This window comes from Geodermatophilus sp. SYSU D00708 (assembly GCF_054050115.1).
In genome coordinates this window covers 1-24,609 of the sequence record NZ_JBJGYS010000015.1, presented here as the reverse complement: position 1 = coordinate 24,609, position 24,609 = coordinate 1, and the positions used below count along the sequence as shown (strand labels likewise).

Annotated in this window: 25 protein-coding genes; 13 read left to right on the top strand and 12 right to left on the bottom strand. The window is 74.0% G+C overall.

The window, feature by feature from the left end; translation table 11 throughout:
- Positions 1–126 precede the first annotated feature (126 nt).
- A complete protein-coding gene (locus tag ACI79D_RS13970) occupies positions 127–468 on the bottom strand; it encodes a hypothetical protein (protein WP_456919026.1) in 342 nt (113 codons plus the stop codon).
- A gap of 300 nt (positions 469–768) precedes the next feature.
- Here ACI79D_RS13970 and ACI79D_RS13965 point away from each other — a divergent pair, with 300 nt between their 5' ends.
- The 4 genes from ACI79D_RS13965 (at position 769) to ACI79D_RS13950 (ending at position 3,854) form a co-directional block, all read left to right on the top strand.
- Positions 769–1,224, top strand: a complete 456-nt coding sequence (locus tag ACI79D_RS13965; protein WP_456919025.1) for a hypothetical protein — start codon at positions 769–771, stop codon at positions 1,222–1,224.
- A gap of 187 nt (positions 1,225–1,411) precedes the next feature.
- Positions 1,412–1,630, top strand: coding sequence for an excisionase family DNA-binding protein (locus tag ACI79D_RS13960; protein WP_456919024.1), 219 nt, complete (start codon positions 1,412–1,414; stop codon positions 1,628–1,630).
- Between the two features lie 65 nt (positions 1,631–1,695).
- Positions 1,696–2,832, top strand: a complete 1,137-nt coding sequence (locus tag ACI79D_RS13955) for a site-specific integrase (protein WP_456919023.1) — start codon at positions 1,696–1,698, stop codon at positions 2,830–2,832.
- 122 nt (positions 2,833–2,954) lie between these two features.
- Positions 2,955–3,854, top strand: coding sequence for a DMT family transporter (locus ACI79D_RS13950; RefSeq protein WP_456919022.1), 900 nt, complete (start codon positions 2,955–2,957; stop codon positions 3,852–3,854).
- A 159-nt stretch (positions 3,855–4,013) separates the two neighbouring features.
- Here the strand turns inward: ACI79D_RS13950 and ACI79D_RS13945 are convergent, their stop codons facing one another.
- Entirely contained in the window at positions 4,014–4,292 is a 279-nt protein-coding gene (locus ACI79D_RS13945) for a hypothetical protein (protein WP_456919021.1), read from the bottom strand.
- A 539-nt stretch (positions 4,293–4,831) separates the two neighbouring features.
- On the opposite strand from ACI79D_RS13945, the gene ACI79D_RS13940 reads away from it, so the two are divergent.
- Positions 4,832–6,052, top strand: coding sequence for an epoxide hydrolase family protein (locus tag ACI79D_RS13940; protein WP_456919020.1), 1,221 nt, complete (start codon positions 4,832–4,834; stop codon positions 6,050–6,052).
- 668 nt (positions 6,053–6,720) lie between these two features.
- Complete coding sequence (locus ACI79D_RS13935; protein WP_456919019.1) at positions 6,721–7,008, top strand: hypothetical protein; 288 nt, start codon at positions 6,721–6,723, stop codon at positions 7,006–7,008.
- Positions 7,009–7,223: 215 nt separating this feature from the next.
- On the opposite strand, the gene ACI79D_RS13930 is transcribed toward ACI79D_RS13935, so the two are convergent.
- On the bottom strand, positions 7,224–8,195 hold the full coding sequence (locus tag ACI79D_RS13930) for a sigma-70 family RNA polymerase sigma factor (RefSeq protein WP_456919018.1): 972 nt from the start codon (positions 8,193–8,195) through the stop codon (positions 7,224–7,226).
- A gap of 69 nt (positions 8,196–8,264) precedes the next feature.
- Positions 8,265–9,908, bottom strand: coding sequence for a hypothetical protein (locus ACI79D_RS13925; protein ID WP_456919017.1), 1,644 nt, complete (start codon positions 9,906–9,908; stop codon positions 8,265–8,267).
- A 220-nt stretch (positions 9,909–10,128) separates the two neighbouring features.
- Here ACI79D_RS13925 and ACI79D_RS13920 point away from each other — a divergent pair, with 220 nt between their 5' ends.
- The gene (locus tag ACI79D_RS13920; protein WP_456919016.1) at positions 10,129–11,448 is read left to right on the top strand and encodes a sensor histidine kinase; all 1,320 of its coding nucleotides are present in this window, start codon (positions 10,129–10,131) and stop codon (positions 11,446–11,448) included.
- Positions 11,436–12,080, top strand: a complete 645-nt coding sequence (locus tag ACI79D_RS13915; RefSeq protein WP_456919015.1) for a response regulator — start codon at positions 11,436–11,438, stop codon at positions 12,078–12,080. Before ACI79D_RS13920 ends, ACI79D_RS13915 begins: the two co-directional genes overlap by 13 nt.
- Here ACI79D_RS13915 and ACI79D_RS13910 read toward each other — a convergent pair.
- Positions 12,065–12,418 (bottom strand): MmcQ/YjbR family DNA-binding protein, encoded by a 354-nt coding sequence (locus tag ACI79D_RS13910; protein WP_456919014.1) that lies wholly within the window; start codon positions 12,416–12,418, stop codon positions 12,065–12,067. The two genes, ACI79D_RS13915 and ACI79D_RS13910, sit on opposite strands and share 16 nt — an antisense overlap.
- 70 nt (positions 12,419–12,488) lie before the next feature.
- On the opposite strand from ACI79D_RS13910, the gene ACI79D_RS13905 reads away from it, so the two are divergent.
- Positions 12,489–13,730, top strand: coding sequence for a GNAT family N-acetyltransferase (locus ACI79D_RS13905; RefSeq protein ID WP_456919013.1), 1,242 nt, complete (start codon positions 12,489–12,491; stop codon positions 13,728–13,730).
- On the opposite strand, the gene ACI79D_RS13900 is transcribed toward ACI79D_RS13905, so the two are convergent.
- Positions 13,727–14,218, bottom strand: a complete 492-nt coding sequence (locus ACI79D_RS13900; protein WP_456919012.1) for a ribose-5-phosphate isomerase — start codon at positions 14,216–14,218, stop codon at positions 13,727–13,729. The genes ACI79D_RS13905 and ACI79D_RS13900 overlap by 4 nt on opposite strands.
- Positions 14,219–14,260: 42 nt before the next feature.
- On the opposite strand from ACI79D_RS13900, the gene ACI79D_RS13895 reads away from it, so the two are divergent.
- Positions 14,261–14,938, top strand: coding sequence for a DUF429 domain-containing protein (locus ACI79D_RS13895; RefSeq protein ID WP_456919011.1), 678 nt, complete (start codon positions 14,261–14,263; stop codon positions 14,936–14,938).
- Entirely contained in the window at positions 14,935–15,705 is a 771-nt protein-coding gene (locus ACI79D_RS13890; protein ID WP_456919010.1) for an MBL fold metallo-hydrolase, read from the top strand. The genes ACI79D_RS13895 and ACI79D_RS13890 overlap by 4 nt, the downstream gene beginning before the upstream one ends.
- Positions 15,706–15,767: 62 nt before the next feature.
- Here ACI79D_RS13890 and ACI79D_RS13885 read toward each other — a convergent pair whose 3' ends face one another.
- Both ACI79D_RS13885 and ACI79D_RS13880 read right to left on the bottom strand, forming a co-directional pair.
- Positions 15,768–16,523 (bottom strand): SDR family oxidoreductase, encoded by a 756-nt coding sequence (locus ACI79D_RS13885; protein WP_456919009.1) that lies wholly within the window; start codon positions 16,521–16,523, stop codon positions 15,768–15,770.
- Positions 16,524–16,587: 64 nt separating this feature from the next.
- Positions 16,588–17,253, bottom strand: a complete 666-nt coding sequence (locus ACI79D_RS13880; RefSeq protein WP_456919008.1) for a mycothiol-dependent nitroreductase Rv2466c family protein — start codon at positions 17,251–17,253, stop codon at positions 16,588–16,590.
- Positions 17,254–17,383: 130 nt separating this feature from the next.
- On the opposite strand from ACI79D_RS13880, the gene pepN reads away from it, so the two are divergent.
- Entirely contained in the window at positions 17,384–19,936 is a 2,553-nt protein-coding gene (pepN, locus tag ACI79D_RS13875; protein WP_456919007.1) for an aminopeptidase N, read from the top strand.
- Between the two features lie 186 nt (positions 19,937–20,122).
- On the opposite strand, the gene ACI79D_RS13870 is transcribed toward pepN, so the two are convergent.
- From ACI79D_RS13870 to ACI79D_RS13860, 3 genes are read right to left on the bottom strand one after another with little or no spacing between them, the layout of a single operon-like run.
- Positions 20,123–20,587, bottom strand: coding sequence for a DUF5130 family protein (locus ACI79D_RS13870; protein WP_456919006.1), 465 nt, complete (start codon positions 20,585–20,587; stop codon positions 20,123–20,125).
- Positions 20,588–20,635: 48 nt separating this feature from the next.
- Positions 20,636–21,010 (bottom strand): aa3-type cytochrome oxidase subunit CtaJ, encoded by a 375-nt coding sequence (gene ctaJ, locus ACI79D_RS13865; RefSeq protein WP_456919005.1) that lies wholly within the window; start codon positions 21,008–21,010, stop codon positions 20,636–20,638.
- 37 nt (positions 21,011–21,047) lie between these two features.
- A complete protein-coding gene (locus ACI79D_RS13860) occupies positions 21,048–22,481 on the bottom strand; it encodes an amidase (RefSeq protein ID WP_456919004.1) in 1,434 nt (477 codons plus the stop codon).
- 33 nt (positions 22,482–22,514) lie between these two features.
- Here ACI79D_RS13860 and kynU point away from each other — a divergent pair, with 33 nt between their 5' ends.
- The gene (kynU, locus tag ACI79D_RS13855; RefSeq protein WP_456919003.1) at positions 22,515–23,771 is read left to right on the top strand and encodes a kynureninase; all 1,257 of its coding nucleotides are present in this window, start codon (positions 22,515–22,517) and stop codon (positions 23,769–23,771) included.
- A 60-nt stretch (positions 23,772–23,831) separates the two neighbouring features.
- Here the strand turns inward: kynU and ACI79D_RS13850 are convergent, their stop codons facing one another.
- On the bottom strand, positions 23,832–24,497 hold the full coding sequence (locus ACI79D_RS13850) for a class F sortase (protein WP_456919002.1): 666 nt from the start codon (positions 24,495–24,497) through the stop codon (positions 23,832–23,834).
- Positions 24,498–24,609: the final 112 nt, after the last annotated feature.

Genomic DNA, 24,609 nt, shown 5'->3' with positions numbered 1-24,609 from the left:
GTCCCGCTGAAGCAATCGCTACCTTCATCGCTGACCCATAGTGGGCCGCTCAGGGACACCGGCCGGGCTCGCCGTGAGGGCGGCAGAGACACCCGCGATCTGGACAGCCTGTGGTCGGGAGCCGCTTCAGCGCCGTTGGCGTCCGTGGGCCGTGCCGACGAGGACGGCGCTCGCGCTGAGTGCCAGGATCGCCGTCAGTCCGACAAGGATCTGCACTCCGTTCTCTGCTGCAGAGGTCCAGGGGAGGACCACGAACAGCGTCCACAGGGCGATGGAGGCGGCACTCGCCGCACGAGGTGCGGTGGAGGCCGTCGTGGTGATCAGCACGACCGCCGCCACGATGGACAGAGGCAGGGCGAGTAGGCCGAGGAGCCCCGCGCCGATGTTCGCGCCCTGGTCCGGCGGGGTCGCCAGGATCGCGATGACGACGACCAACCACAGGGCATCGGCCACGACCGTGAGCACCACACCGGCTCTCTGACCTGACGTCATGGCCCTGTTATCCGGCGGACGGGTGTCGGTGGCGGCACGTCGTCATGATCATCTAGGGCCGGCCGCACCACCAGTGAGGTCGCCTGAACGGTTGCCTCGCCGCTGCACGTACACGCGACGCGGCGAACGACCTATCCCTGAGTGGGCCGCTCAGGGCGACCCAGAGGGCGGCCCTGTAGACGTTTTCGCGCCGCGAGGTGTCGCTGAATCAGGTGGAAGAGGCTTCGCCGTCGAGAACTGCGAGAGGCAAACCGCGGCCACCTGCATGATCAATCCGTGGCCACCGTCGACCAGGAGCTGCACATCCACCTGCCGCTGTGGGCGCGCGTGTGGATCGTGGTGTTCCTCCCCGTGTGGCTCTGGATCATCTTCCACCAGCCCGACGGGCCCGGGCTGGCCGGCTGGCTGATCGCAGCCTTCGGCGTGGCACTGGGCACCCGCATGTTCATGATGGGTGCGGTCGGCACCGCCGACGGGCGACTGACGGTCCGCAACCAGTTCACCACCCGTACGTTCCGCCGCGACGAGCTCACCGACGCAGTAGTCGACCGGGCGGACGGGAGGTTCGGCACGGGCTGGACGGTGTGGCTCGTTCTCCGCGATGGGTCACGCCAACGCGTTCAGCTGACAGAGGTCCCGTTTCGTTCCGGCTTCAACGGCGCGCTCGAGCGCAACGCCGAGCGGCTGCAGGCGTGGATCCATGCTCCCGGTCGTCCGCAGCCCTTCGAGTGATCGGGCCGCGGTCCCCGATCCCATGCCTCCGCTGTCGCCGAGGTGCACCCAGGCCGTCAACCGACCGCGCGGGTTGCCAACTCGACGATGTCCCATAGTGGGCCGCTTAGGGACACCGTCGTGCGTTGGCCTCCCGGGGCGAGACGGCCCTGGAGGCTGACTGGAGACTGCTGCCCAGGCTTTCGTCATGACGGCGCACCAGAAGATCGACGAGCGGCGCTCCTCCGCCAACCCGCTGTTGACCGTCGCACAAGCGGGCGAGTATCTCGGCACCGGGGAGCGGTTCATCCGCCGGCTCATCACCGAGCGCCGGATCAGCTACGTCAAAATCGGCAAGTATGTGCGCCTGGAGCGCTCGACGCTAGACGCTTTTGTGGATGCCGGCCGTATCCCCAGCCAGCGATGATTTCAACGGACTACCGCTGACGCTTTCGCCAAGGTCGCGGCGTGGCCAAGCGGACGTTCGGGTCGGTGGACCGGCTGCCGAGCGGCCGTGTCCGCGCCCGGTACCTCGGCCCCGACGGTCGGCGTTACGCGAAGGTCTTCGCTGCCAAGGCCGATGCCTGGGCCTGGCTGGCGAGCCAGCAGACCGACCTCCTCCGCAAGAGCTGGCGTGCCCCGAACGCAAGTCGCCGGACAGTCGGTGAGTACGCCGAGGACTACCTCGCCCGCACTGATCTCCGCGAGAGCACCCGCATCCTCTACGCGTCGCTGTGGCGTCATCACCTCGCCGAGCCATGGGCCGACGTTCCCGTCGACGAAGTCACGCCGGCCGCCGTCCGCTCGTGGCACGCCACGGCGGGCCGGACCACAGGCCCGACAGCGCTGGCCCAGTCGTACCGGCTCCTGCGCGCCGTCCTCAACATCGCGGTCGCCGACGAGGCCATCGCATCCAACCCGTGCCGGCTGCGCGGGGCCGGCACACCGAAGGCATCCCGGCCGTCGCGGGCACTCACCGCGGCGGAGGCCCTGCAGCTGGCAGAGCAACTGGGGGGAGACCGGAGGACCGAGCGCTACCGCGCTCTGGCGCTCGTCCTGGCCTTCGGCGGACTCCGGTTCGGTGAGGCCACCGCGCTGCGGCGGTCCGACGTCCTGCCCGGCGGCCGGCTGCGCGTCGAGCGCTCGGTCCGACGCGTCGGCGGCCGATGGGTGGTCGGCGAACCCAAGACCGACGCAGGCCACCGGACCGTCACCCTCCCCGCCGCCATCGCGGCGATACTGGAGGACCACCTGGAGAAGCACATTGGCGCTTCTCCGGACGCCCTCTTGTTTTCCACCAGTTCTGGCGGCTACCTCGCCCGCAGCAACTGGAACTCGACCTTCCGCCGCGCCGCCGACGCCATCGGCCTGCCGGCGGTCCGTCCGCACGAACTCCGCCACACCGGCGCCACGCTCGCCGCGGCCACCGGTGCCACCACCAAGGAGCTGATGCGCCGCCTCGGCCACTCCTCCCCCGCCGCCGCGCTGCTCTACCAGCACGCCGCCGACGACCGCGACGCAGACATCGCTCGTGCCCTCGACGCCATGCTGGGCGCAGCCGGCGAATCATCGGACGACCTCCCGGGGCGGGACGAGCAGCACCCCGGCCGCCAGCCTGCGCCCTGCTGATGTGGTGCGGGCCGCGGCCTCGGGGGGTCCCCGAGCGGCCCATTCAGGGACACCGCGCGGGGTGGCAACCTGGTGTCGTAGCGCGGAGGCGATGACCTACCTGGCGTCGTCAGACTGTGCCGATGACGGGGACGACCTCGCGGGTCCAGACGCTGGGTGGACCGGCGCTGTTCGTCCTGCTGTGGAGCACCGGTTTCGTCGGCGCCAGGTACGGGCTGCCCTACGCCGAGCCCTTCACCTTCCTGACCCTGCGCCTGGGCGTCGCCGCGGCCCTGCTCGGCGTCCTGGCCGTCGCACTGCGCTCGGCCGGCATGGCCTCTCGCCAGCAGTACGGCCGCGCTTCGGTCGCCGGGCTGCTGCTGCACGGCGGATACCTGGGCGGCATCTTCTACGGCATCTCCCTGGGTGTGCCTGCAGGGGTGACGGCGGTGATCGTGAGCCTGCAACCGGTGCTCACCGCCGTCCTCGCCGCGCGGGTGCTCCGCGAGCGGCCAACGGCGCGCCAGTGGCTCGGACTGGCGCTCGGCGTCGCGGGCGTCGTGCTGGTCGTCGGCCCGGGCCTCTCCGACGCCGGCTCGGCCGAGCCGCTCCCGGTGGCCGGTGTCGTCGCGTGCCTCGTGGCACTCACCTCAGGGACGCTCGGCACCGTCTACCAGAAGCGGCACGGCGACCGGATCCCTCTGGTCTGGGGGACGGCGGTGCAGTACGCGGCGGCCGCTGCCGTGCTGCTGGCGGTCGCGGTGGCGACCGAGGACACGTCGATCCGGTGGACCGGTGAGTTCATCGCCGCGTTCGTCTGGCTGGTGTTGTTCCTGTCGATCGGCGCGGTCCTGCTGCTGTTCCTGCTGCTGCGCCGGGGAACGGCTGCGGGCGTCTCCAGCCTCTATTACCTCGTGCCGGTGGCCACCGCCGTCGAGGCGTACCTGCTCTTCGGCGAGCAGGTCGGCGGGCTGTCCCTCGTGGGGATCGGGGTGACCGCTCTCGGCGTCGCGCTGGTGGTCGCGCCGCCGCGGAAACGGTGACGCGCAAACCCCTGGAACGGCACGTTCCCGGCCGGGCGGCGCGCCAAGTGAGATGCCCGGGAGGTGTCTTCGAGGCCGCCCCCTGTCCCGAAGCCGCCCACGATGGGGCACCCGCAGAGATGGCGCGCCTTCCGCCCGGTCGAGCACAGCACGGTTGCGTCAAGCAGTCGCGGCCAATGCGCCACCCAATTCGACGTCGACGACCAGCACGCTGGGGAACCTGTGCAGACGGGCTTCGAGGAGCTCGACCTGTTCCCGATCGGCGATCAGGTCGAGGCTGACTCGCCAGCGCCCAGCGCCCGCTTCCTCGGCATCAAAGCGGGTGAGCATGTAGTTGCGTCCGGTCAGCATGGTGAGGACGCGTTGGGCGCCGAACAGGTCCGTGACGATGACGTGCAGCTTCGCTGCATTCGGGGTGTGGCTGTGACGGGAGAGCATGTGGTCCTCCGAGCCCCGGGAGGCTCTGGTCGACAGGCGGGCGCCCTCGAGAGCTGTGCCCACGGACCCGCCGGCTCGAGAGTCACACGCCGACGAGTCCGCACCCAATCAGTCGTCCAGCCACGCCAGCAGGCTAGGTGGCGATACGGCCGGGAAACAAGCCGGGGACTCTGCCGGTCATCCGACGGGCCCGGCGACGGCGTGAGGGGCACGTCTGCCGGGCTGTGTCCGAGATGTCCTCGTGCGACTCGGAGGATGCACGGGCCAGAGCCTGCGTCCAGGCGGGGAAGCCCCGCAGTGAGCGCGCGCTCCGTGTCTCTGAAGCCGCCATCTGTCCCAGAGCGGCCCACTCAGGGACACCTGGCCGCCAGCGAGAGCGTGCCGACAGGCCGGGATGGGCTATTCGTCTCTACTGCCACCCCGATGGCCAGGGCCAGAGTGGTCACGTCCTGGAAGCCCAAATCCCCGCCGGTGCTGCTGTGCGCTCGCGGCTCCGTCCCGGTCTGCGACTTCCCCCGCATCCGCATCGAGGACAGGCCATGACCACAGTCGAACAACGAGCCGGCATCCTTCCGTTCCACGTGGAGGTCCCGGAGGAGGCGCTGGCCGACCTGCGCCGCCGCCTCGCGGCGATGCGCTGGCCCTCCCGGGAGCTGGTCGAGGACCGCTCCCAGGGCGTGCAGCTGGCGACGATGCAGGCGCTGGCCCGCTACTGGGCGACCGACTACGACCTGCGCCGGGTCGAGGCCAGGCTGAACGCGGTGCCGCAGTTCACCACCGAGATCGACGGAGTGGACATCCACTTCATCCACGTCAGGTCACGGCACGAGAACGCGTTGCCGCTGATCATGACGCACGGCTGGCCCGGCTCGGTCATCGAGCTGCTGGAGACCGTCGGCCCGCTCACCGACCCGACCTCGCACGGCGGACGTGCCGAGGACGCCTTCGACCTCGTGCTGCCGTCCCTGCCCGGCTACGGCTTCTCCAGCGAGCCCGCCGAGCTCGGCTGGGAGGCCGGCCGCACCGCGCTCGCCTGGGCGGAGCTGATGCGCCGCCTCGGCTACACCCGCTACGTCGCGCAGGGCGGCGATCTGGGCGCCATCGTCACTGATGCGATGGCCCGCCAGGCACCCGAGGGGCTGGTAGGCATCCACACGAACTTTCTCGTGACAGTGCTGGCCGACCCCCCGCCAGAGGAGTCCGAGCAAGAACGCGCGGCTGCGGCTGCGCTCGCCGAGTTCCAGGCCACCGGCTTCGCCTACTTCCTGGAGATGACCAATCGGCCGCAGACGATCGGCTACGCCCTGCTGGATTCACCCGTCGCCCTGGCGGCCTGGATGCTCGACCACGACACCGACAGCTACTACAAGATCTCCCGCGCCTTCCTCGACGGGCAGCCCGTGGGCAACCTCACGCGCGAGCACATCGTCGACAACATCACGCTGTACTGGCTGACAGGCACCGGGGCCTCGGCCGCCCGGTGGTACTGGGAGTTCGGACGGTTCGTGGCCGCAGCCCAGGCGTCCGGCCAGGCTCCTCCTGAGGTCTCGGTTCCGGTCGGCTTCACCACCTTCCCTGGTGAGATCTGGCGTACTTCGCGCAGCTGGGCCGAGAGGAGCTACCCCAACCTCACCTACTTCAACGAGGTCGACAGGGGCGGCCACTTCGCCGCCTGGGAGGAGCCGGAGCTCTTCACCTCCGAGGTGCGGGCCGCGTTCCGAACCCTCCGCACACCGGCGATCCCCGAGCCGCGTCGCTGATCAGCGCCCGGCGGCTTCAGGAACACGATCTATCCCTGAAGCCGCCTTCAGGGCGACCCCGCCGAGCGAGGCAGTAGCGAACACCTGCCGCGGTGGGTCACGCGTGGGTCACGCCGACCCCCTGGGTCATGTGTGGGTCACGAGCTGCGGCGTAAGGCCGTAACGAGCCGCTGACCAGCAGAAACAAGCCGGCAGGTCCCGCCTTCCAAGCTGGCCATGCGGGGTCGATTCACGTCACCCGCTCCACGCGTTCCCACAGGTAGGGGTCGCTGTCTGGCTTCCTGGAGGAAGCCCCGAAACGGTCGTCCAAGGCCAAGGCGACCAGTGTCCCCGCTCCATTGATCATGGATCGGCCACGGTGCTCTGACGCCGCCCGGAGGCGAGGCCGAACCCAGCACAGACGGCGTACGGCCGGATCGACACGTGCCGGGCCGGCGCTAGTACGGTGTTCGTCCTGTCGCCCGTGAGCTGTGCCACCGCGAACGAGGGACGAGATCCGAGGCTGGCCATCGGCGGGCGGCAATCCGCTACAGCGCCAGGGGGCGATGGCCTTGAGGAAACGTCTTGTAGCAATCCCAGCAGTCGCGGCATTCGCCACGACCACGGTCCTGCTGGCGCCCGTGGCGGCGGCGGGAACGGTGCCCGTCGTCACTACGACCTGTCCCCACATGCTCACCGTCGCCACGTTCGAGCCAGGGAACGAGGTGTCCGGCACCGCGACCGTGACGTCACGGGATGGGGCAGACCGGGTGAACCGGGGAGAGGGGCTCTTCCTCGTCGAGGAAGGCACGTCCAGGCCGTTCACCCAGGCGGTGCACCTGGGCGCCGAGAGCGAGGCGAGCCAGACCTTCTCGTTCACCGCATCGGGGACTTCGCTGAGCGCTTGCCTTCTCGCAACGACTCAAGGCGGCGGTGAGGAGAACATCGGCACCGTGTGGACGAACGTGACGACGTAGACGACGTTGCATCGTCCACGGGTAGGCCTCGGGCGCAGACGACCGCGGCCCCCACCACGCGGGTCCAGCCCCAGGGCTTCACCGCCGCGCAGGCCGAGTACGGGGTCAGCCAGGCAGGGTTCTGGGCTGACCGATCCCGCTCGCCCGGACCCCGGCCGTCAGTGGCGCCGGGGTCCGGGGGCCCCAGCGCCGTCCCCGCGGTGGAGCCTCCAGTCTCAGGCCGGCTCAGTGGGCAGGCCCAGCCGGCGGAACAGGTCGTTGTCGAGGTCGAGGAAGCTCGAGATGTGGGCGATGCGGCCGTCCCGCACATCGAGCACGTGCAGCGCCCACGGCGCGTGACCACCCCCCGGCACCGGCCGGTACTGCGCGAACGCCGGCGCGCCGTTGGCCCGCGTCGCCAGGATCCGCGACCCGCGGCAGCCCGAGCCCGGCCCGAGCATCCAGGTGCCGATGTCGCTCGCCCCGCGAAGCCACATCTCGAACGGCGGCATGTGCTGGGTGGCGTCCTCGTGCAGGAGCGCGACGAAGGCATCGATGTCATATCGCTCGAAGGCGTCGACGTAGCGGTCGAGCAGCACGCGCTCGTCGTCGTCCAGCGGCGCGGGGTCGATCTCCCCGCCGACGTCGGCCAGCGTCGCCCGGGCGCGCTGCAGCGCGCTGTTCACCGAAGCGACCGTGGTGTCGAGCAACTGGGCGACCTCGTCGGCCTTCCACCGCAGCACCTCGCGCAGCAGCAGGACGGCGCGCTGCCGCGGCGGCAGGTGCTGCAGCGCGGCGACGAAAGCCAGCCGGATCGACTCCCGCTGCACCGCCTGGTCGGCCGGGTCGGAGTCCTCGGCGACCACCTGGCGGTCGAGCACCGGCTCCACCCAGGCCGACGACGGCTTGCGCGCGGCCAGCGAGGCCTCGACCGGCTGCCAGGGGGAGCCGGTCAGGTCCATCGGCAGGGCCCGGCGCTGCCGGCCCGAGAGCTGGTCGAGGCACACGTTGGTGGCGATGCGGTACAGCCACGACCGCAGCGCCGACCGCCCCTCGAAGTCGGCCAGCCCCCGCCAGGCGCGGACCATCGTCTCCTGCACGGCGTCGTCGGCGTCGAACGCCGATCCCAGCATCCGGTAGCAGTAGCCGGTGAGCTCGCGCCGGTGCTCCAGCAGGCGGGGATCGAGCTCTTCGCTGACGACTGTCACGGGGCCTCCTCGACTCGACGGCCGCGACAGCAGACCACAGGGCACCGACGGAACGGGAGAGGTCGCGCCCTACTGGTAGCTGATCAGCTGAGGTCGGGGGTTGACCTGGGCGATCGTCTCCTCCGGGCTGAGCATCGGGGCGTCCTCGTCGTAGAAGTTCTTCCACCCCCACCACACGGCGTCCGGGTCGGTCTGCCGCAGCGCCTGCCAGGTCGCCTGCTTGTCCCCCTGCGAGCCCTGGCCGTCGGCGTGCACCAGCACCGCCAGCTCGTCGCGGGAGGTGTCCAGCCGCTCCCGCTCGGGGATCATCCGCACCTGGAACTGGTGCAGCACGAGCAGCTTCTGCGGCAGCGCGTTGTCGCGGGTGAGGTCGGCCAGCCAGGTCACCACCTGGTTGACCTCGTCGACCGACACCGACCCGATCTGGGTCAGGTGCACCTGCCCCGGAGCCAGCCGCCACTCCGGGTCCAGCGCCAGGCCCACGTAGGGCAGCTCCAGCAGCGACCGGTACTGCTCGGCCTGGGTGACGAAGTCGGTGCGGCCCGGCTGCAGGTCGAGGACGACGTACAGCCCGGCCTCCCCCGCCGCCTCCACCCACGGCCGCAGCTGCTCGACGTCGGCCTCGGTGGAGTAGTTGCCGTCCGGACCGGCGAACTCCGAGGCCACCGTGGCGATGACCTCGAACGCCGGGACGACGGTGGCGTCGGGGACCAGCCCCTCGTACGGCGCCGCGTGCTGGCGAGCCCGCTCCACCGAGGCCTGCGGGTCCTGCTCGCCGAGCACTCCGAGCGCACCGCTGCCCGGGTGCCCGTACAGCGCGACGAGGAAGTGCTCCGGGAACAGCAGCTGGCCGCCTCCGGGCAGCTGCTCCCCGGTGGCGGCGGTGGCGAGCTTCCAGTCCAGCCCGTCCTCGGCGGCGAACCCCGCACCGAGGGCGACGACCGAGCCCGGGTCGTCCGCCAGCGCCTCCACCACCTCGGCGGACGCCCGCGGGTCGGTCGCGCCGCCGGTCAGCAGCACCCGCGCCCCGGCGGCCCGGGCGCTGGCGATCCCGGCCACGGACTCCGGGGTGCCGGAGGCGAGCACCAGGGTGCCGTCGAGCGGCTCGGCGCGCTCGACCGCCGGCAGCGCCGCCACGTCGCCGTCCGCGCCCGGTGCGTCCCCGGGTGCCTGCAGGGCGACCGGGTCGTCCGGGTCCAGCTCGGCGACCGCCCCGGCCACGGCGTCGCCGTCCACCTCGCGCGTCTCGGCGAGGTCCAGCCCCGTCGCCTCGGCGACCGCCTCCGGCGCTGCGGGGACGGCGACGACGTCGAGCCCGTCGCCGAGCCCCTCGGCGTCGCCCACGGCCAGCACCGTCGTCGCGCCCAGGCGGTCCAGCTCGCCGGTGAGCGCGTCGGCCGCCCCGCCGTCGGCGGGCTGCACCAGCAGCGGGACACCCAGGCCGACCGCGGCCGAGGCGCCCAGCAGCGTGCCGGCCGCGTCGCCGTCGCGGGCGACCACGACCACCTCCGCGGAGTCGAACAGCGCGCGGCTGGCCGACGCGGCCGAGGCGGCCGGGTCCTCGTCGGCGACCAGGGTGAACTCGGCGTCGGGGGCCGACGTCCCCACGCGCAGGGACTCCCCGGCCTCGGCGTCGGTGTCCTCGGTAAACGAACTGCAGCCGCCCGCGAGCAGTGCGGCGGCCATGACGATCGGCGCTGTCTTGGAGCGCACGGCTCCCTCCCCCGCCGGGCGTGCGGTCGCGCGGGGGCGCGACGACAGCGACGCGCTCGGCTGCCGGGGACCCTAACGGGGCGGGGTGCTGGACACGGCGCTGCCGCGCCACGAGCATCGGCCGCGACATGAGCACCGCACCCCTGTCGGGCCAGCCCGACACCCGATCGACCGGCTGGCGGGATGGGTCCGACCCCCTCCTCCGGCGAGGCTCGACGGCATGACCACCGACACCGCCGTCCTGCCGACCGTGTCCCCGACCTCGAGCGCTCCGGCCCGCCCGCACGGGTGGCTGCGCCAGCTAGGCGTCGACACCGGCTACTCACTGCTCGCCTTCCCGCTGGCGATTGCCGCGTTCGTCCTCGTCGTGACCGGCCTGTCGGCCGGCGCGGGCCTGCTCGTCGTGTGGGTGGGGGTCGCCGTCCTGGCGGCCACCCTGCTGGCCGCCCGCGGCCTGGCGGCCGTGGAGCGCGCCTTCCTGCCCGGGGTGCTGGGCCGGCCGGTGCCCTCCCCGGCCTACCTGCGTGGTGGGGAGGGCGGCCGCGTGCGCCGGCTGACGACGCCGCTGCGCGACCCGCAGTGCTGGCTCGACGCCCTGCACGCACTGGTGCGGTTCCCGTTCGCGATCCTGTCCTTCGTCGTCACGGTGACGTTCTGGGCCGGGGCGCTCGGCGGCCTGACCTACGGGCTCTGGGACTGGGCGCTGCCCGACGCGTCGGCCGACCCGGACAACACCGACCTGCTCGAACTGCTCGGGTTCGAGTCGACGGCGGGGTCGCGGATCCTCCTCTACACGCTCATCGGAGCCGTGTTCGCCGTGCTGCTGCCGTTCGTCGTCCGCGGGGCGGCGCTGCTCCAGGCGCAGCTGGGGCGGGCGCTGCTGACCTCCCGGGCGGCCACCCAGGCCGAGATCGGCCGGCTGGCGCAGGGCCGCGACGCCGCCGTCGCCGCCGAGGCGGTCGCGCTGCGCCGGCTCGAGCGGGACATCCACGACGGACCGCAGCAGCACCTGGTCCGGCTCGGCATGGACCTCTCCCGCGCCCAGCGGCAGCTCGACCGCGACCCGGACGCCGCCCGAACGACGCTCGGCGAGGCCGCCGTCCTGGCCAAGGAGGCGCTGGAGGAGCTGCGCGCCCTCTCCCGCGGCATCGCGCCGCCGGTGCTCGCCGACCGCGGCCTGGCCGCCGCGCTCGCCGCGATCGCGGCCCGCTCCCCCGTGCCGGTGGAGCTGTCGGTCGACCTGCCCGAGCAGCGGCTGGCCCCCGCCGTGGAGAACACCGCCTACTTCGTGGTCAGCGAGGCCCTGGCCAACGTGGCCAAGCACAGCGGCGCGCGCACCGTCCAGGTGGTCGTCGTGGCGGCCGGACCGGCGCTGCGGGTCACCGTCGAGGACGACGGCACCGGCGGCGCGGTGCTCGCGCCCGGGCACGGCCTGGCCGGGCTGGCCGACCGGCTGCGCGCGGTGGACGGCGTCCTGACCGTGGACAGCCCCCGCGGCGGACCCACCCGGCTGGTCGCGGAGCTGCCGTGCGGGTCGTGATCGCCGACGACTCGGTGCTCCTCCGGGAGGGCCTGGTCCGGCTGCTCGAGGAGGAGGGCTGCGAAGTGGTCGCCGCCGTGGGCGACGGCCCCTCGCTGGTCCGGGCGGTGGCCGAGCACCGCCCGGACGTCGCCGTGGTCGACGTCCGGATGCCGCCGACGCACAGCGACGAGGGGTTGCGCGCGGCGGTGGAAGCCCGGACCACCGTCCCCGGGACGGCGGTGCTCGTCCTCTCCCAGTACGTCGAGGTGGCCTACGCCGACGAGCTGCTCGCCGACGGCCGCGGCGGGGTCGGCTACCTGCTCAAGGACCGGGTCACCGACCTCGACTCGTTCCTGGGCGCCCTGGCCGACGTCGTCACCGGCGGCACCGTGCTCGACCCCCAGGTCGTGGCCCAGCTGTTCGCCCGCCGCCGCGCCGACGACCCGGTGCGCCGGCTGACCCCGCGCGAGCGCGAGGTGCTCGGGCTGATCGCCGAGGGCTCCTCGAACAGCGCCATCGCCCGGCGGCTGGTGGTCACCGAGGGCGCCGTCGAGAAGCACACCCAGCGGATCTTCGCCAAGCTCGGCCTCACCCAGGACGACGACCAGCACCGCCGGGTGATGGCGACCCTGGCCTACCTGCGCGCCTGATCGGCGTCGTACGCGGCGCGCAGCCGGGCGGGGGCGCGCAGCCGCCAGGCCTCGGTGAGCAGCTCGGCGAGCTCCTCGGGATCGGCCGCCGCGAGGTCGACGACGACCATGGTGGAGTTGCGGTAGTGGTGCGGCACGGAGAACACCCCCGGCCGCTCGGCCGCCAGCGCCCGGTTCTCCCCCTCCGCCAGCCGGATCGCGACCCAGGTCTCCTCCGGCGGCATCGAGGCGAAGACCTTGTCCCGCACGCGCAGGCAGGCCATGTCCCACGCCGGGCGCTCGGTGGTCTCGGGTAGGGCGAGGGCGACGGCGCGGACGTCGTCCGGGGTGGCGGCCACGGCGCGCATCGTGGCACCGGCGTCCGACAACCCGTTCGCGACCGTCGGAGGGTGCCGGTAGACAGCGAGGGTGACCGATCTCGCCGACGCCCTCCGGCCCGCCACCGCCGAGGAGTGGCCCACCTTCAGCCGCGCCATGTTCACCGCCTTCGCCGAGCCGGCGCCGCGTTCCTTCGTCGACGCCGTCCCCGTGCACGCGGAACTGGACCGCTCGCTCGGGCTGTGGGAGGGCGACCGGGTGGTGGCCACGTCAGGGGTCTACAGCCGGGAGATGACGGTGCCCGGCGCGGTCGTGCCCATGGCGGGGGTCACCTGGGTGAGCGTCTCCCCCACCCACCGGCGGCGCGGCGTGCTGACCGCGATCATGCGGCGCCAGCTGACCGAGCTGCACGAGCAGGGCCGGGAGCCGGTGGCCGCGTTGTGGGCGTCGGAGGGCTCCATCTACGGCCGGTTCGGGTACGCGCCGGCCACCTGGCGGGGCAACCTCTCCGGCGCGGTCGACCGGCTGCGGCTGCGGTCGGGCACCGACGTCGGCACCGGGCGGGTCGACGTGGTGACCGTCGAGCAGTACCGGGCCGCCGCGGTGGGCCTGTACGACCGGGTGCGCCGGTTCGTCCCGGGCAACCTGGCGCGCGACGACCGCTGGTGGGACCGCGCGCTGCGCGAGGAGGACGACCACCGCTCCGGCACGCCCGAGCGCCGATACCTGCTGCACACCGAGCCCGACGGCACGGTCACCGGCTACGCCGCCTACCGGGTCAAGGGCGCCTGGACAGAGGACGGCGAGGCCGACGGCACGGTCACCGTCGAGGAGATCCGCGCGGCGACCAGCCCGGCCTACGCCGCGCTCTGGCAGTTCCTGCTGTCGATCGACCTGGTCCGCACGGTGAAGGCGCCGTCGCAGCCGGACGACGACCCGCTGCGCCACCTGCTCGTCGACCCGCGCGCGCTGCACGCCCGCCCGATCGACGCGCTGTGGGTGCGCCTGGTCGACGTGGGCCGCGCCCTCGCCGCCCGGCGCTACCCCACGCCGATCAACCTGGTGTTCGAGGTCCGCGACCGGTTCTGCCCGTGGAACGACGGGCGGTGGGCGCTGACCGCGGGGCCCTCGGGTGGCTTCTGCGCGCAGACCGACAGCGACCCCGACCTGGTCCTCGACGTCGAGGCGCTGGCCGCGGCCTACCTGGGTGGCGCCTCCCTGGCCACGCTGCAGGCGGCCGGCCGGGTCACCGAGGTGAGCCCCGGGGCGGTCACGCTGGCGGCGACCGCGTTCCGCTGGCCGGTCACCCCGTGGTGCCCGGACGAGTTCTAGACCGGTTCCTCGCGGGTGGGCAGGCCGCCGGCGGGACGGTGGCGGTTCTGCTCGTAGTCGGTCACCAGGCCGATGCGGCGGGCGTGCCGCTCGTCACCGCTGAACGGCGTGGCGAGGAAGGTCAGCACCAGCTCGGTGGCCTCCTCGACGCTGTGCTGGCGGGCGCCGATCGAGACGACGTTGGCGTCGTTGTGCTGGCGGGCGAGCTCGGCGGTCGCGGTGCTCCACACCAGCGCCGCACGCACGCCCGGTACCTTGTTCGCCGCGATCTGCTCGCCGTTGCCCGAGCCGCCGATGACCACGCCGAGGCTGCCCGGCTCGGTGACGGTGCGCTCGCCGACCTCGAAGCAGAACGGCGGGTAGTCGTCCTGGGCGTCGTACTCGTACGCCCCGCAGTCGACCGGCTCGTGCCCGGCGTCGGCGAGCGCCTTCTTCAGGTGCTCCTTGAACTCCAGCCCAGCGTGGTCGGTGCCGACGAAGACGCGCATGGCCGCGAGTCTGTCAGGCTGCCGCTCTGTCAGGCTGCCGAGGTGGCGGTGCTGGGGGTCGACGGCTGGCGGGGCGCCTGGGTGGGCGCTCGGCTCGAGGGCCGCACCGTGACGCTGACCGTGCTGCCCGACGCCGCCGCCGTCCTCGCCGTGCCGGACGTCGACGTGGTCGGCATCGACATGCCGATCGGGCTCCCCGACGACGGCCCGCGGCACTGTGACGACCAGGCGCGGGAGCGGCTGCGCGGCCTCGGCGCCGGCAGCTCGGTCTTCCCCACCCCGGTGCGGGCGGTGCTCGCGACCGACGACTACGCCGAGGCGCGGGCGCTGTCCCGGGCGGCCACGCACCCGCCGCGGGCTCCCTCCGCCCAGGCGTTCCAGCTGGTCAGGGCGATCCGCGCGCTCGACGACGCCCTCGGCGAGCCCCCCGCCGACCACGTCGTCGAGGTCCACCCGGAGCTGGCGTTCCGGGAGCTGGACGGGCGCGTGCGCGACCCGAAGGGCACAGCACGCGGCACGGCCCAGCGACTCATCGCGCTGCGCGCCGTCATGGACGTCGAGGAGGCGCTGTTGCACGCCCCGCCGCGCGTCCCCGTCATCGACGCCCTCGACGCGTGCGCGGCGGCGTGGTCGGCCCGGCGGATCGCCGACGGGGTCGCCGAGTGCGTGGGCGACGGGGCCCGCGACGCCCGGGACCGGCCGATGCGGATCTGCTGGTGAGCTTCCGCGAGGTCGCCGACGGGGTGTTCGTGCGCCGGCACGAGTCCCTGGACCTCAACTGCGGGCTGGTCGTGGGCGAGGGCGCCTGCCTGGTCGTCGACACCCGCTCGGACCTCGGCGAGGCCGCCGACCTCATCGCCGCCGTCCGCCGGGTGACGTCGTCCCCGTGGACGGTGGTCGACACCCACGCGCACTACGACCACTGCTTCGGCAACGCCGCGTTCCGCCCGGCGACGGTCTGGGGGACGCGCGGGTGCGCCGCCGCCGTCCGCGCCACCGGCGAGGCGCAGCGCGCCGCCCGGGTCGCCGAGCTGCTGGCCGCCGGGGACCCGGCAGCGGCGGAGCGGGTGCGGCAGGCACCGCTGGACCCGCCGGACGCCCTGGTCGACGACGCCGCGGTCCTGGACGTCGGCGGTCGCGAGGTGGTGCTGCGGTTCCTGGGCCGCGGCCACACCGATCACGACCTGGTCGTGGAGGTGGACGACTGCGCCGTCTTCGCCGGGGACCTCGTCGAGGAGGGCGCCCCGCCGGCGTTCGAGGACGCCTTCCCCGCCGAGTGGCCGGCCACCCTCGGCCGGCTGCACGCGCTGGCCCGCGGGCCGGTCGTGCCCGGGCACGGGGCGGTGGTCGACGCGGACTTCGTGGGGGCGCAGCGGGAGGAGCTGCTGGCGGTGCTGGCCGCCGTCCGCGCCGGCCGACTGGACGCCGGTCCCTACGACGAGGCGACCATGCGCACGGCCGCCTCGAGGCTTCGTTCCGGTGAGTAGGTGGCCCTCCTGCAGGGCCCCACCGCGAGCGTGCGAGTGGTGGGGGGCAGGGGGGTCCTTTCTCAGGTGAGCCGGCGGACGACGGGCAGCGGCAGCACCCGCAGCAGGGCCGCGACCGGCCGCCAGGGCCACTCCGGGACGTAGGCGCGCGCCGGCTCGCGCTCGATCGCCGCGGTGAGGGCGGTGACGCCGGTGTCCAGGTCGACGGTGAACGGGCCGCGCCGCCCGACGTTGATGTCGGTGGCGATGTACCCGGGCAGGACCGTGGTGACGCGGATGCCGGTGCCCAGGAGGTCGGCGCGGATGCCCTCCGCCAGGGAGTTGAGCGCGGCCTTGCTCGCGCCGTACGCCGTCCGGGTGCCGTGCATGCCGCGGATCGAGGCGACCGAGGAGACGACCACGAGGTGGCCGGCGCCCTGGGCGCGGAACAGCTCGACCGCGGCCTCGCACTGGGCGTGCGTGCCCAGCACGTTGGTGAACAGCGTCGCCCGGTTGGCCCATGCCGTGCCGGTGCCGACCGAGGCGCCCTTGCCGATGCCGGCGTTGGCCACGAACCGGTCGATCCCGCCGAGCTCGCCGGCCAGCTCCGGGACCACCTTCTCGACCGCGGTGGCGTCGTCGACGTCCAGCCCGGCGGTCACCACGCGGATGCCGGGGTGCGCAGCGAGCAGCTCTTCACGCAGCGCCTCGAGCCGGTCGGTGCGCCGGGCGGCCAGCGCCAGGTCGCGGCCCATCGCGGCGAACCGGCGGGCCATGCCCTCGCCGAGACCGGAGCTGGCGCCGGTGATCAGGATGCGCTGACGGACGGGACGCGACACACGGTCAGCATGCCCGACCGCGTCCGAGGGGCAGAAATGGCCATCTCTGCCCCTCGGACGGCCTTCAGCTGCGGCGGGTCAGCTCCAGCGCGTCGGCGGGCACCGAGTCCATGTCGGGGCCGGACAGGCGGGTCCGCTTGAGCTCCCAGAAGTCGGGCAGGTTGGCCAGCAGGACGGCGCCGTCGAAGGCCCGCCCGGCGTCCTCACCGGTCGGCACCTTGCTGATCACCGGGCCGAAGAAGGCCACGCCGTCGATGTGCATGACCGGCGTGCCGACGTCGTCGCCGACCGGGTCCATGCCCTCGTGGTGGCTCTTCTCCAGCGCCTGGTCGTACTCGGTGGAGGTGGCCGCCTCGGCCAGGGAGGCCGGCAGGCCCACCCGCTCCAGGGCCGGGGCGATCAGCTCGTCGAGCTCGACGCCCTCGTGGTGCCGCAGCGTGCCCATGGCGGTGTAGAGGTCGCCGAGGACCTCGTCGCCGTGCTGCTGCGCCGCGGCGATCGCGACCCGCACCGGGCCGATCGCCTTGCTCATCATCTCCTGGTACTCCGGCGGCAGGTCCCGGCCGCGGTTGAGCACGGCCAGGGACATGACGTGCCAGTGCAGGTCGATGTCGCGGACCTTCGCCGCCTCGAGCACCCAGCGGCTGGTCAGCCAGGCCCACGGGCACAACGGGTCGAACCAGAAGTCCACGCGGGCCTTCACGGGGGCGCTCTGCACTGCCTCGGTCACTGTCACTCCTCGCTGCGCGACGTCTGTTCCGCCTGTTCCCAAGTCGGACGGCGGGATGGTTGTTCCCTCAACCGGACGAGGATCCCGCGCACCGCGAGTGGTGTCGGACGTCCGTGGGAAGCTGCCGTTCGTGGCCGTACCCAACCTGACCCGCGATGACGCCGCCCGCCGCGCCGAACTCCTGGCGGTGCACGACTACGACGTCCAGTTCGACCTGACCGACGGCGCCGGCGCCCCCGGCGAGCGCACCTTCGGGTCGACGACGACGGTGCGGTTCACCTGCCGCGAGCCCGGCGCCAGCACCTTCATCGACCTGGTCGCCGAGACCGTCCACTCGGCCACGCTGAACGGCACGGCGCTCGACGTCGCCACCTACACCGAGGAGGGCGGCCTGCCGCTGCCCGACCTCGCCGCGGAGAACACCCTCGTCGTCACCGCCGACTGCCGGTACTCCAACTCGGGCGAGGGCCTGCACCGGTTCGTCGACCCCGAGGACGGGCAGGTCTACCTCTACACGCACTTCGAGCCGGCCGAGGCCAAGCGGGTGTTCACCTGCTTCGACCAGCCCGACCTCAAGGCGACCTACACCGTCCAAGTGACCGCCCCGGCCGGCTGGGAGGTCGTCTCGAACACCGGCGGCCGCACGGTCGAGGACGCGCCCGCGGGCGCCCAGCTGGTGCACTTCGAGCCGACCAAGCGGCTGTCGACCTACCTGCTGGCGCTCATCGCCGGGCCGTACGCCAAGGTCACCGACTCGCACGAGGGCATCGCGCTGGGGCTGTTCTGCCGCGCCTCGCTCGCCCGGTACCTGGACCCCGACGAGCTGTTCCGGGTCACCAAGCAGGGCTTCGACTTCTACCACCGGGTGTTCGACTACCCGTACCCGTTCGACAAGTACGACCAGCTGTTCGTGCCCGAGTTCAACGCCGGGGCGATGGAGAACGCCGGCGCGGTCACGATCCTGGAGGACTACGTCTTCCGCTCGAAGGCCACCCGCGCCCGCTACGAGCGGCGCGCCGAGACCGTGCTGCACGAGCTGGCCCACATGTGGTTCGGCGACCTGGTGACCATGCGCTGGTGGGACGACCTGTGGCTCAACGAGTCCTTCGCCACCTACATCTCCACCCTCTGCCAGGCGGAGGCCACCGAGTACACGACGGCGTGGACGACGTTCGCCAACACCGAGAAGGCGTGGGCCTACGCGCAGGACCAGCTGCCCTCCACCCACCCGATCGCCGCCGACATGGTCGACGTCGCCGCGGTCGAGGTGAACTTCGACGGGATCACCTACGCCAAGGGCGCCTCGGTGCTCAAGCAGCTGGTCGCCTACGTCGGCCGCGACGAGTTCCTGGCCGGCGTCCGCCGCTACTTCCGCAAGCACGAGTACGGCAACACGACGCTGGCCGACCTGCTCGACCCGCTGTCGGAGGCCACCGGCCGCGACCTGTCGGCGTGGGCCGAGCAGTGGCTGCAGACCAGCCAGGTCAACACCCTGCGGCCGGTGTTCGAGCTGACCGACGACGGCCGCTACGCCCGCTTCGCCATTGAGCAGACCGCGGTGCCCGAGCACCCGGTGCTGCGCCGCCACCGGCTGGCCGTCGGCCTCTACGACCGCGGGCCCGGCGGGCTGACCCGCACCACCCGCGTGGAGCTCGACGTCGACGGGGAGCGCACCGAGGTGCCCGACCTGGTCGGCTCCCCGGCCGCCGACCTCGTCCTGGTCAACGACGACGACCTGACCTACGCCAAGCTGCGGCTCGACGAGCGCTCGCTGGCCACGCTCCAGGAGGGCATCGGCACCATCCCGGACTCCCTGGCCCGCGCGCTGTGCTGGTCGGCGGCCTGGGACATGACCCGCGACGCGGAGCTGCCGGCCCGCGACTGGGTCGCGCTGGTCCTCGCCGGGGTGGACGCCGAGACCGAGATCAGCGTCGTCCAGTCGCTGCTGGCCCGCGTGCAGAGCGCCCTGGCCAACTACGCCGACCCGCGCTGGGCCGACACCGGCTGGCGGGCGCTGGCGGACAAGGCGCTGGCGGCGCTGGAGGCCGCCGAGCCGGGCAGCGACACCCAGCTGCAGTGGTCGCGCACCTTCGCCACCGCGGCGCGCACCGAGGAGCACGCCGCCGTCCTGCGCGGCCTGCTCGACGGCTCCCGCGTGGTCGAGGGGCTGCCGGTCGACGCCGACGCCCGCTGGGCGTTCCTGCACGGGCTGGTGGCCATCGGCGCCGCCGGGGACGCCGAGATCGAGGCCGAGGCGGCCCGCGACGCGACCGCGACCGGACGGCGGCGGGCCGCGACCGCCCGGGCGCTGCGCCCGACGGCGGAGTCGAAGCAGGAGACCTGGGAGCGGGCCTTCACCGACGACACCATCCCCAACGCGGTGCACGAGGCGATGCTGCAGGGCTTCTGGCACCCCGCCCAGCGGGAGTTGACCGCGAGCTACGTCGAGCGCTACTTCGCCGACATCCGCCCGCTGTGGGACCGCCGTCCCGGGGAGATCGCGAAGAACGCGGTGCAGTACCTGTTCCCGCCGGTGGTGGAGCTGCGCACGGTGCAGGCGGCCGACGCCTGGCTGGCCGGCGAGGACCACCCCGCGCCGCTGCGGCGGCTGGTCGCGGAGGGCCGGGACGGGATCGCGCGGTCGCTGCGGGCCCGGGAGCGGGACGCCGCCGAGAGCGCCTGAGCCCGGACGCCACGAGGGCCCGGCCGGGACGCTCGTCCCGGCCGGGCCCTCGTGCGTGCGTCTGCCCCGTTCGACCGTGGCCCCCTGCAGGGTCCCGCCGCGAGCTCGCGAGTGGCGGGGGCAGGGGCGGCCCCGGTGCAGGGGCCCGCGCCGAGCGTGCGAGGCGCGGGGGGCACCGGGGTCCTTTCAGTGGGTGCGCAGGCTCCGCGGGTGGCCGGCCTGGTCCGACAGCTGGCGCAGCCCGTTGACGATGCCGCCCACCAGGTCGCCGGAGGCGAAGGAGTTGGTCATCGACAGCACCGCCAGCGCGCACGCCCGGTCGGGCAGCCGGCGGGACGCCGCGGCACCGGCGACCACCTCGATCACCCGCTGCCCGGGCGAGACCGCCAGGAGCACCGACTCGGCCAGATGGTCCCCGGACCGCTCGAACAGCTCCTCGGCCCGCTGGCGCGTCTGGGCACCGAGGTCACCGATGTAGAGGGTGAACCGCAGCCCGGTCTCCCGGGAGGACATGGTCAGCGCCTCGTCCAGGCGGAGCAGGTCGCGGTAGCTGAAGATCGAGTCGAGCGGCTCGGCCTCGTCGGCCCGCGTCGGCAGGGTGCCGGCCGACGTCGCCGTGTCGTGCGACTCGGCTTCCAGCGCGCGGGTCATCGCAGGCCTCCGGAGGCGTTCTCGGTGCGGGTCTGGGGCGTCATCGGGTCACCACGTCCCTCGGGCGCCGCCGTAGGGGCGGGCCGAGGCGACGGCCGCCGGCGAGGGGGTGTGCCCCCCGCCGCCGTGCCCGCCCTGCGGCAGGGCCGGCGCACCGCCGTGCTGCTCGGGGTACATCGACGAGCCCAGCGCGGTGGTGCCGTCGCCGGGAACGGCGGCCGGGCCGTGGGCCTCGGCCGGGCCGTGCCCACCGCCGCCCTGCGGGTGCGGCTCGTACCAGACCGGCTCATGCTCCCACGGCTGGCCCGGCTTGTAGCGGGGCCTGCGGCGACGCGCGCCGGGGGCGAGCGTCAGCAGCGCGAGGAGGAGGACAACGGCCAGCGGGGCCACCACGTAGACGAGGATGGTCTCGACGACGGTCACGGCCCCAACCTACCGGCAGCGCGTCGGCGCCTCCTGGTCAGTCCCACCCGGCGGGGTGACGGTGCGCCCAGGGGCGCGCGGCCTCCAGTTGGGCGGAGAGCGCGATGAGGGTCGCCTCGTCGGCCGGCCGCCCGACGAGCATGGTGCCGATCGGGTGTCCGGCGTCGGTCCAGTGCAGCGGGACGCTGACCGCCGGCTGCCCGGTGACGTTGAAGACGGCGGTGAACGAGGCGTAGCGCTTCTGCCGCTCGAAGTCGGCCGCACCGTCCCCGTCGGCGTCGAACCAGCCCAGCGGCCGCGGCGTCATGGTCGTCACCGGCGCCAGCAGGACGTCGAAGGCCCGCGTGGCGTCGATGAACCGGCGGGAGAACAGCCGCAGCGCGGTCAGCGCCTCCATCGCCGCCTGGGCCGACAGCGCGAGGCCGCGGGCGCGCAGCTCGCGGGTGAGCGGCCGCAGCTCGTCGACCCGGCCGGGTGGGACCGGCAGCAGCGTGCCCGACAGCGACCACACCCGCTCGAAGGCGGCGAGCACCTCGGGGCCGAGCAGGCCCGGCGGGACGTCGTCCACCTCGTGGCCGAGGTCGGTCAGCAGCCGGGTGGCGTCGTCGAACGCGGCGGCGACCTCGGGCTCGAGCGCCGTGTCCGCCATCGGGGACTCCAGGTGGCGGCCGATCCGCAGCCGGCCCACCGGGCGGTCGGCGTAGCCGAGGAACGTCTCGCCCGGCGGGGGCGGCGGGGCCCAGAGCGCGTCCCCGAGCACCGGCCCGGCCAGCACGTCGAGCATCGCTGCGGCGTCGCGCACCGTGCGGGCGATCGGCCCGTTGGTGCCCAGGCCGGTCACGTCGCCGCCCAGCGGCGCGTTGCTGACCCGACCGCGGGTGGGCTTGATCCCGAACAGCCCGTTGATGCTGGCCGGGATGCGGATCGAGCCGCCGCCGTCGCTGCCCTGGGCGAACGGCAGCATCCCGGCGGCGACCGCGACCGCCGCTCCCCCGCTGGACCCGCCGGCCAGCCGGGTGCGGTCCCAGGGGCTGCGCGCCGGACCGGCGAGGGCGTTGTCGGTGTAGCAGGGGAAGCCGAACTCAGGCGTGTTGGTCTTGCCGACGCTGATCGTCCCGGCCGCGGCCAGGGCGGTCACCACGTGGTCGTCGACGGTGGGCACGTTGTCGGCGAAGACCGTGCAGCCGTACGTCGTCCGGACGCCGGCGGTGTTGTTGAGGTCCTTGACCGCGGTCGGGACGCCGAGCAGCGGCGGCAGCTCCCCGCCGCGCGCGACCCGGTGCTCGGCGCGGCGCGCCGCGGCCAGCGCGCGCTCCGGGGTGACGGTCAGGAAGGCGCCGAGCCCCGGGTCGAGCGCCTCGACGCGGCGCAGCGCGTGCTCGACGAGCTCGACGGGGCTGACCTCCCGCGCGCGGACGGCGGCGGCCTGCTCGAGCGCGGTGAGGTCGTGCAACTGGGTGCCGGAGGTCACGACCGGGGACGCTAACCCGGTAGACAGGGCGGCGTGGACCTCTCCCGCACGCACGCCCGGTCCCTCGACGCGGCCGACCCCCTGGCCGGGTTCCGGAGCCGCTTCGCCGGCGCCGGGGAGGACGGCGTCCTCTACCTGGACGGCAACTCGCTGGGCCGGATGCCGCGGGAGACGCCGGCGGCCCTGGCCCGCGTGGTCGAGCTGGAGTGGGCCCGCGGGCTGGTCGGCTCCTGGTCGTCGTGGATCGGCGCGGCCACCCGCATCGGCGACCTGCTGGCCGAGGGCGTGCTGGGCGCCCGCGCCGGCGAGGTGCTGGTGAGCGACTCCACGTCGGTGGACCTCTACAAGCTCCTGGTCGCCGGGGTCGACGCGCGGCCGGGGCGGGACGTGCTGGTCTGCAGCGCCGACGACTTCCCGACCGACCGCTACATCGTGGCCGGGGTCGCCCAGGCGCGCGGCATGACCGTGCGGGAGGTCCCGGCCGACGTCGACGAGGGGCTGGACCCGGCGGTGCTCGCCGCGGCGCTCGACGAGCGGGTGGCCGTCGTCGTCCTGTCCGCGGTCGCCTACCGCTCCGGCGCGCTGGCCGACGTCGCCGCCGTCACGAGCGCCGCGCGGGAGGTGGGCGCACTGGTCCTCTGGGACCTCTCGCACGCCGCCGGCTCCGTCCCGCTGGACCTCGCCGCCGCCGGCGCCGACCTCGCCGTCGGGTGCACGTACAAGTACCTCAACGGCGGGCCGGGGGCGCCGGCGTTCCTCTACGTGCGCCGCGAGCTGCAGGAGCAGCTGCGCCAGCCGATCTGGGGCTGGTTCGGCCAGCGGGACCAGTTCGCGATGGGGCCGGCCTACGACCCGGTGCCGGGCATCGAGCGGTTCGGCGTCGGGACGCCGCCGGTGGTGGCGATATCCGCGGTGGAGGTCGGCGCCCGGCTGGTCGCCGAGGCCGGGATCGAGGCGCTGGCGGCCAAGGGCCGCGCGATGGGCGAGCTGACCGTCGCGCTGGCCGACGCGTGGCTGGCGCCGTTCGGCGTCGCCCTGGCCTCGCCGCGGGACCCGGCGCGGCGGGGCACGCACGTCACCCTCGCCCACCCGCGGGCCTGGCAGCTCACCCAGGCGCTGATCGCCCGCGGCGTGGTCCCCGACTTCCGGACGCCGGACCGGGTGCGGCTGGGCCCCGCGCCGCTCTACACCCGCTTCGTCGACGTGTGGGACGCGATGGACTGCCTCCGCGAGATCGTGGCGACCGGCGCCCACGAGGCCTTCCCGGTGGAGCGCACCCGCGTCACCTGATCGGCCCCGTCCCGGGCCCCGCCCCGAGCCTGCGAGGGGTGGGGAGGACGGGGTCCTTGCTCAGGCCTCCGCGAAGACCACCATGTTCTCCGTCGAGGCCCGGCCGCCGCCGCGCTGGAAGCAGGTGATCAGCACCAGGCGCCCGGGCGAGGCCTCCCAGACCTCGGTCGCCCCGGGCAGCTCGTCCTTGGCATAGCGCTCGGTGCGCTGCACCGTGTAGTGCACCGTGCCCTCCGGGGTGCGCACCTCGACGACGTCCCCCGCGGCGAGCGTGCTGCCCGCGTGGTCGGGCGTGAGCAGCGGGTCGAAGCCGTGATCCCCCGTGCCCGTCGAGTGTGCGGCCACGTAGAGGGTGTTGTCGGCCTGCTCGGCGGTACCTGCCGGGTTCTCGTAGGGCTGGATCCAGTAGGCGGCGGTGAGGGTCGGCGGGTTGATGACGCCCCCGCGCGGGGTCAGTGGCAGGACCGGCAGGTCCAGTCCGACGCGCGGGATGAGCAGGTGCACGGGCGAGGACGGCGTGGGCAGCGCGGTCCCCTCGGCCGGCAGCACCGGCTGCGGGGGCTCGTCGCCCGGCGGGAGCGCGACGATGTCGGCCGACCCGGGAGCCGCGGCCGGTCTCCCGTCCTCGGCCAGACCGACCGCGAGCAGGGTCCCGCCGGCGATACCCAGGGCGGCGACCGCGGCGGTCAGGACGGGGCGCCGACCCGGCGGGGTCAGCCGGCCCACGGGCCGCGGCCGGCCGTCGGACGGGGGGGCGCGGGGGGGGGGGCCGGGGGGCCTGGCGCGCCCCCCCCGGGGGGGGGGGGGGGGGGCGGGCCTCGCTCCCGGGGGGCAGGGG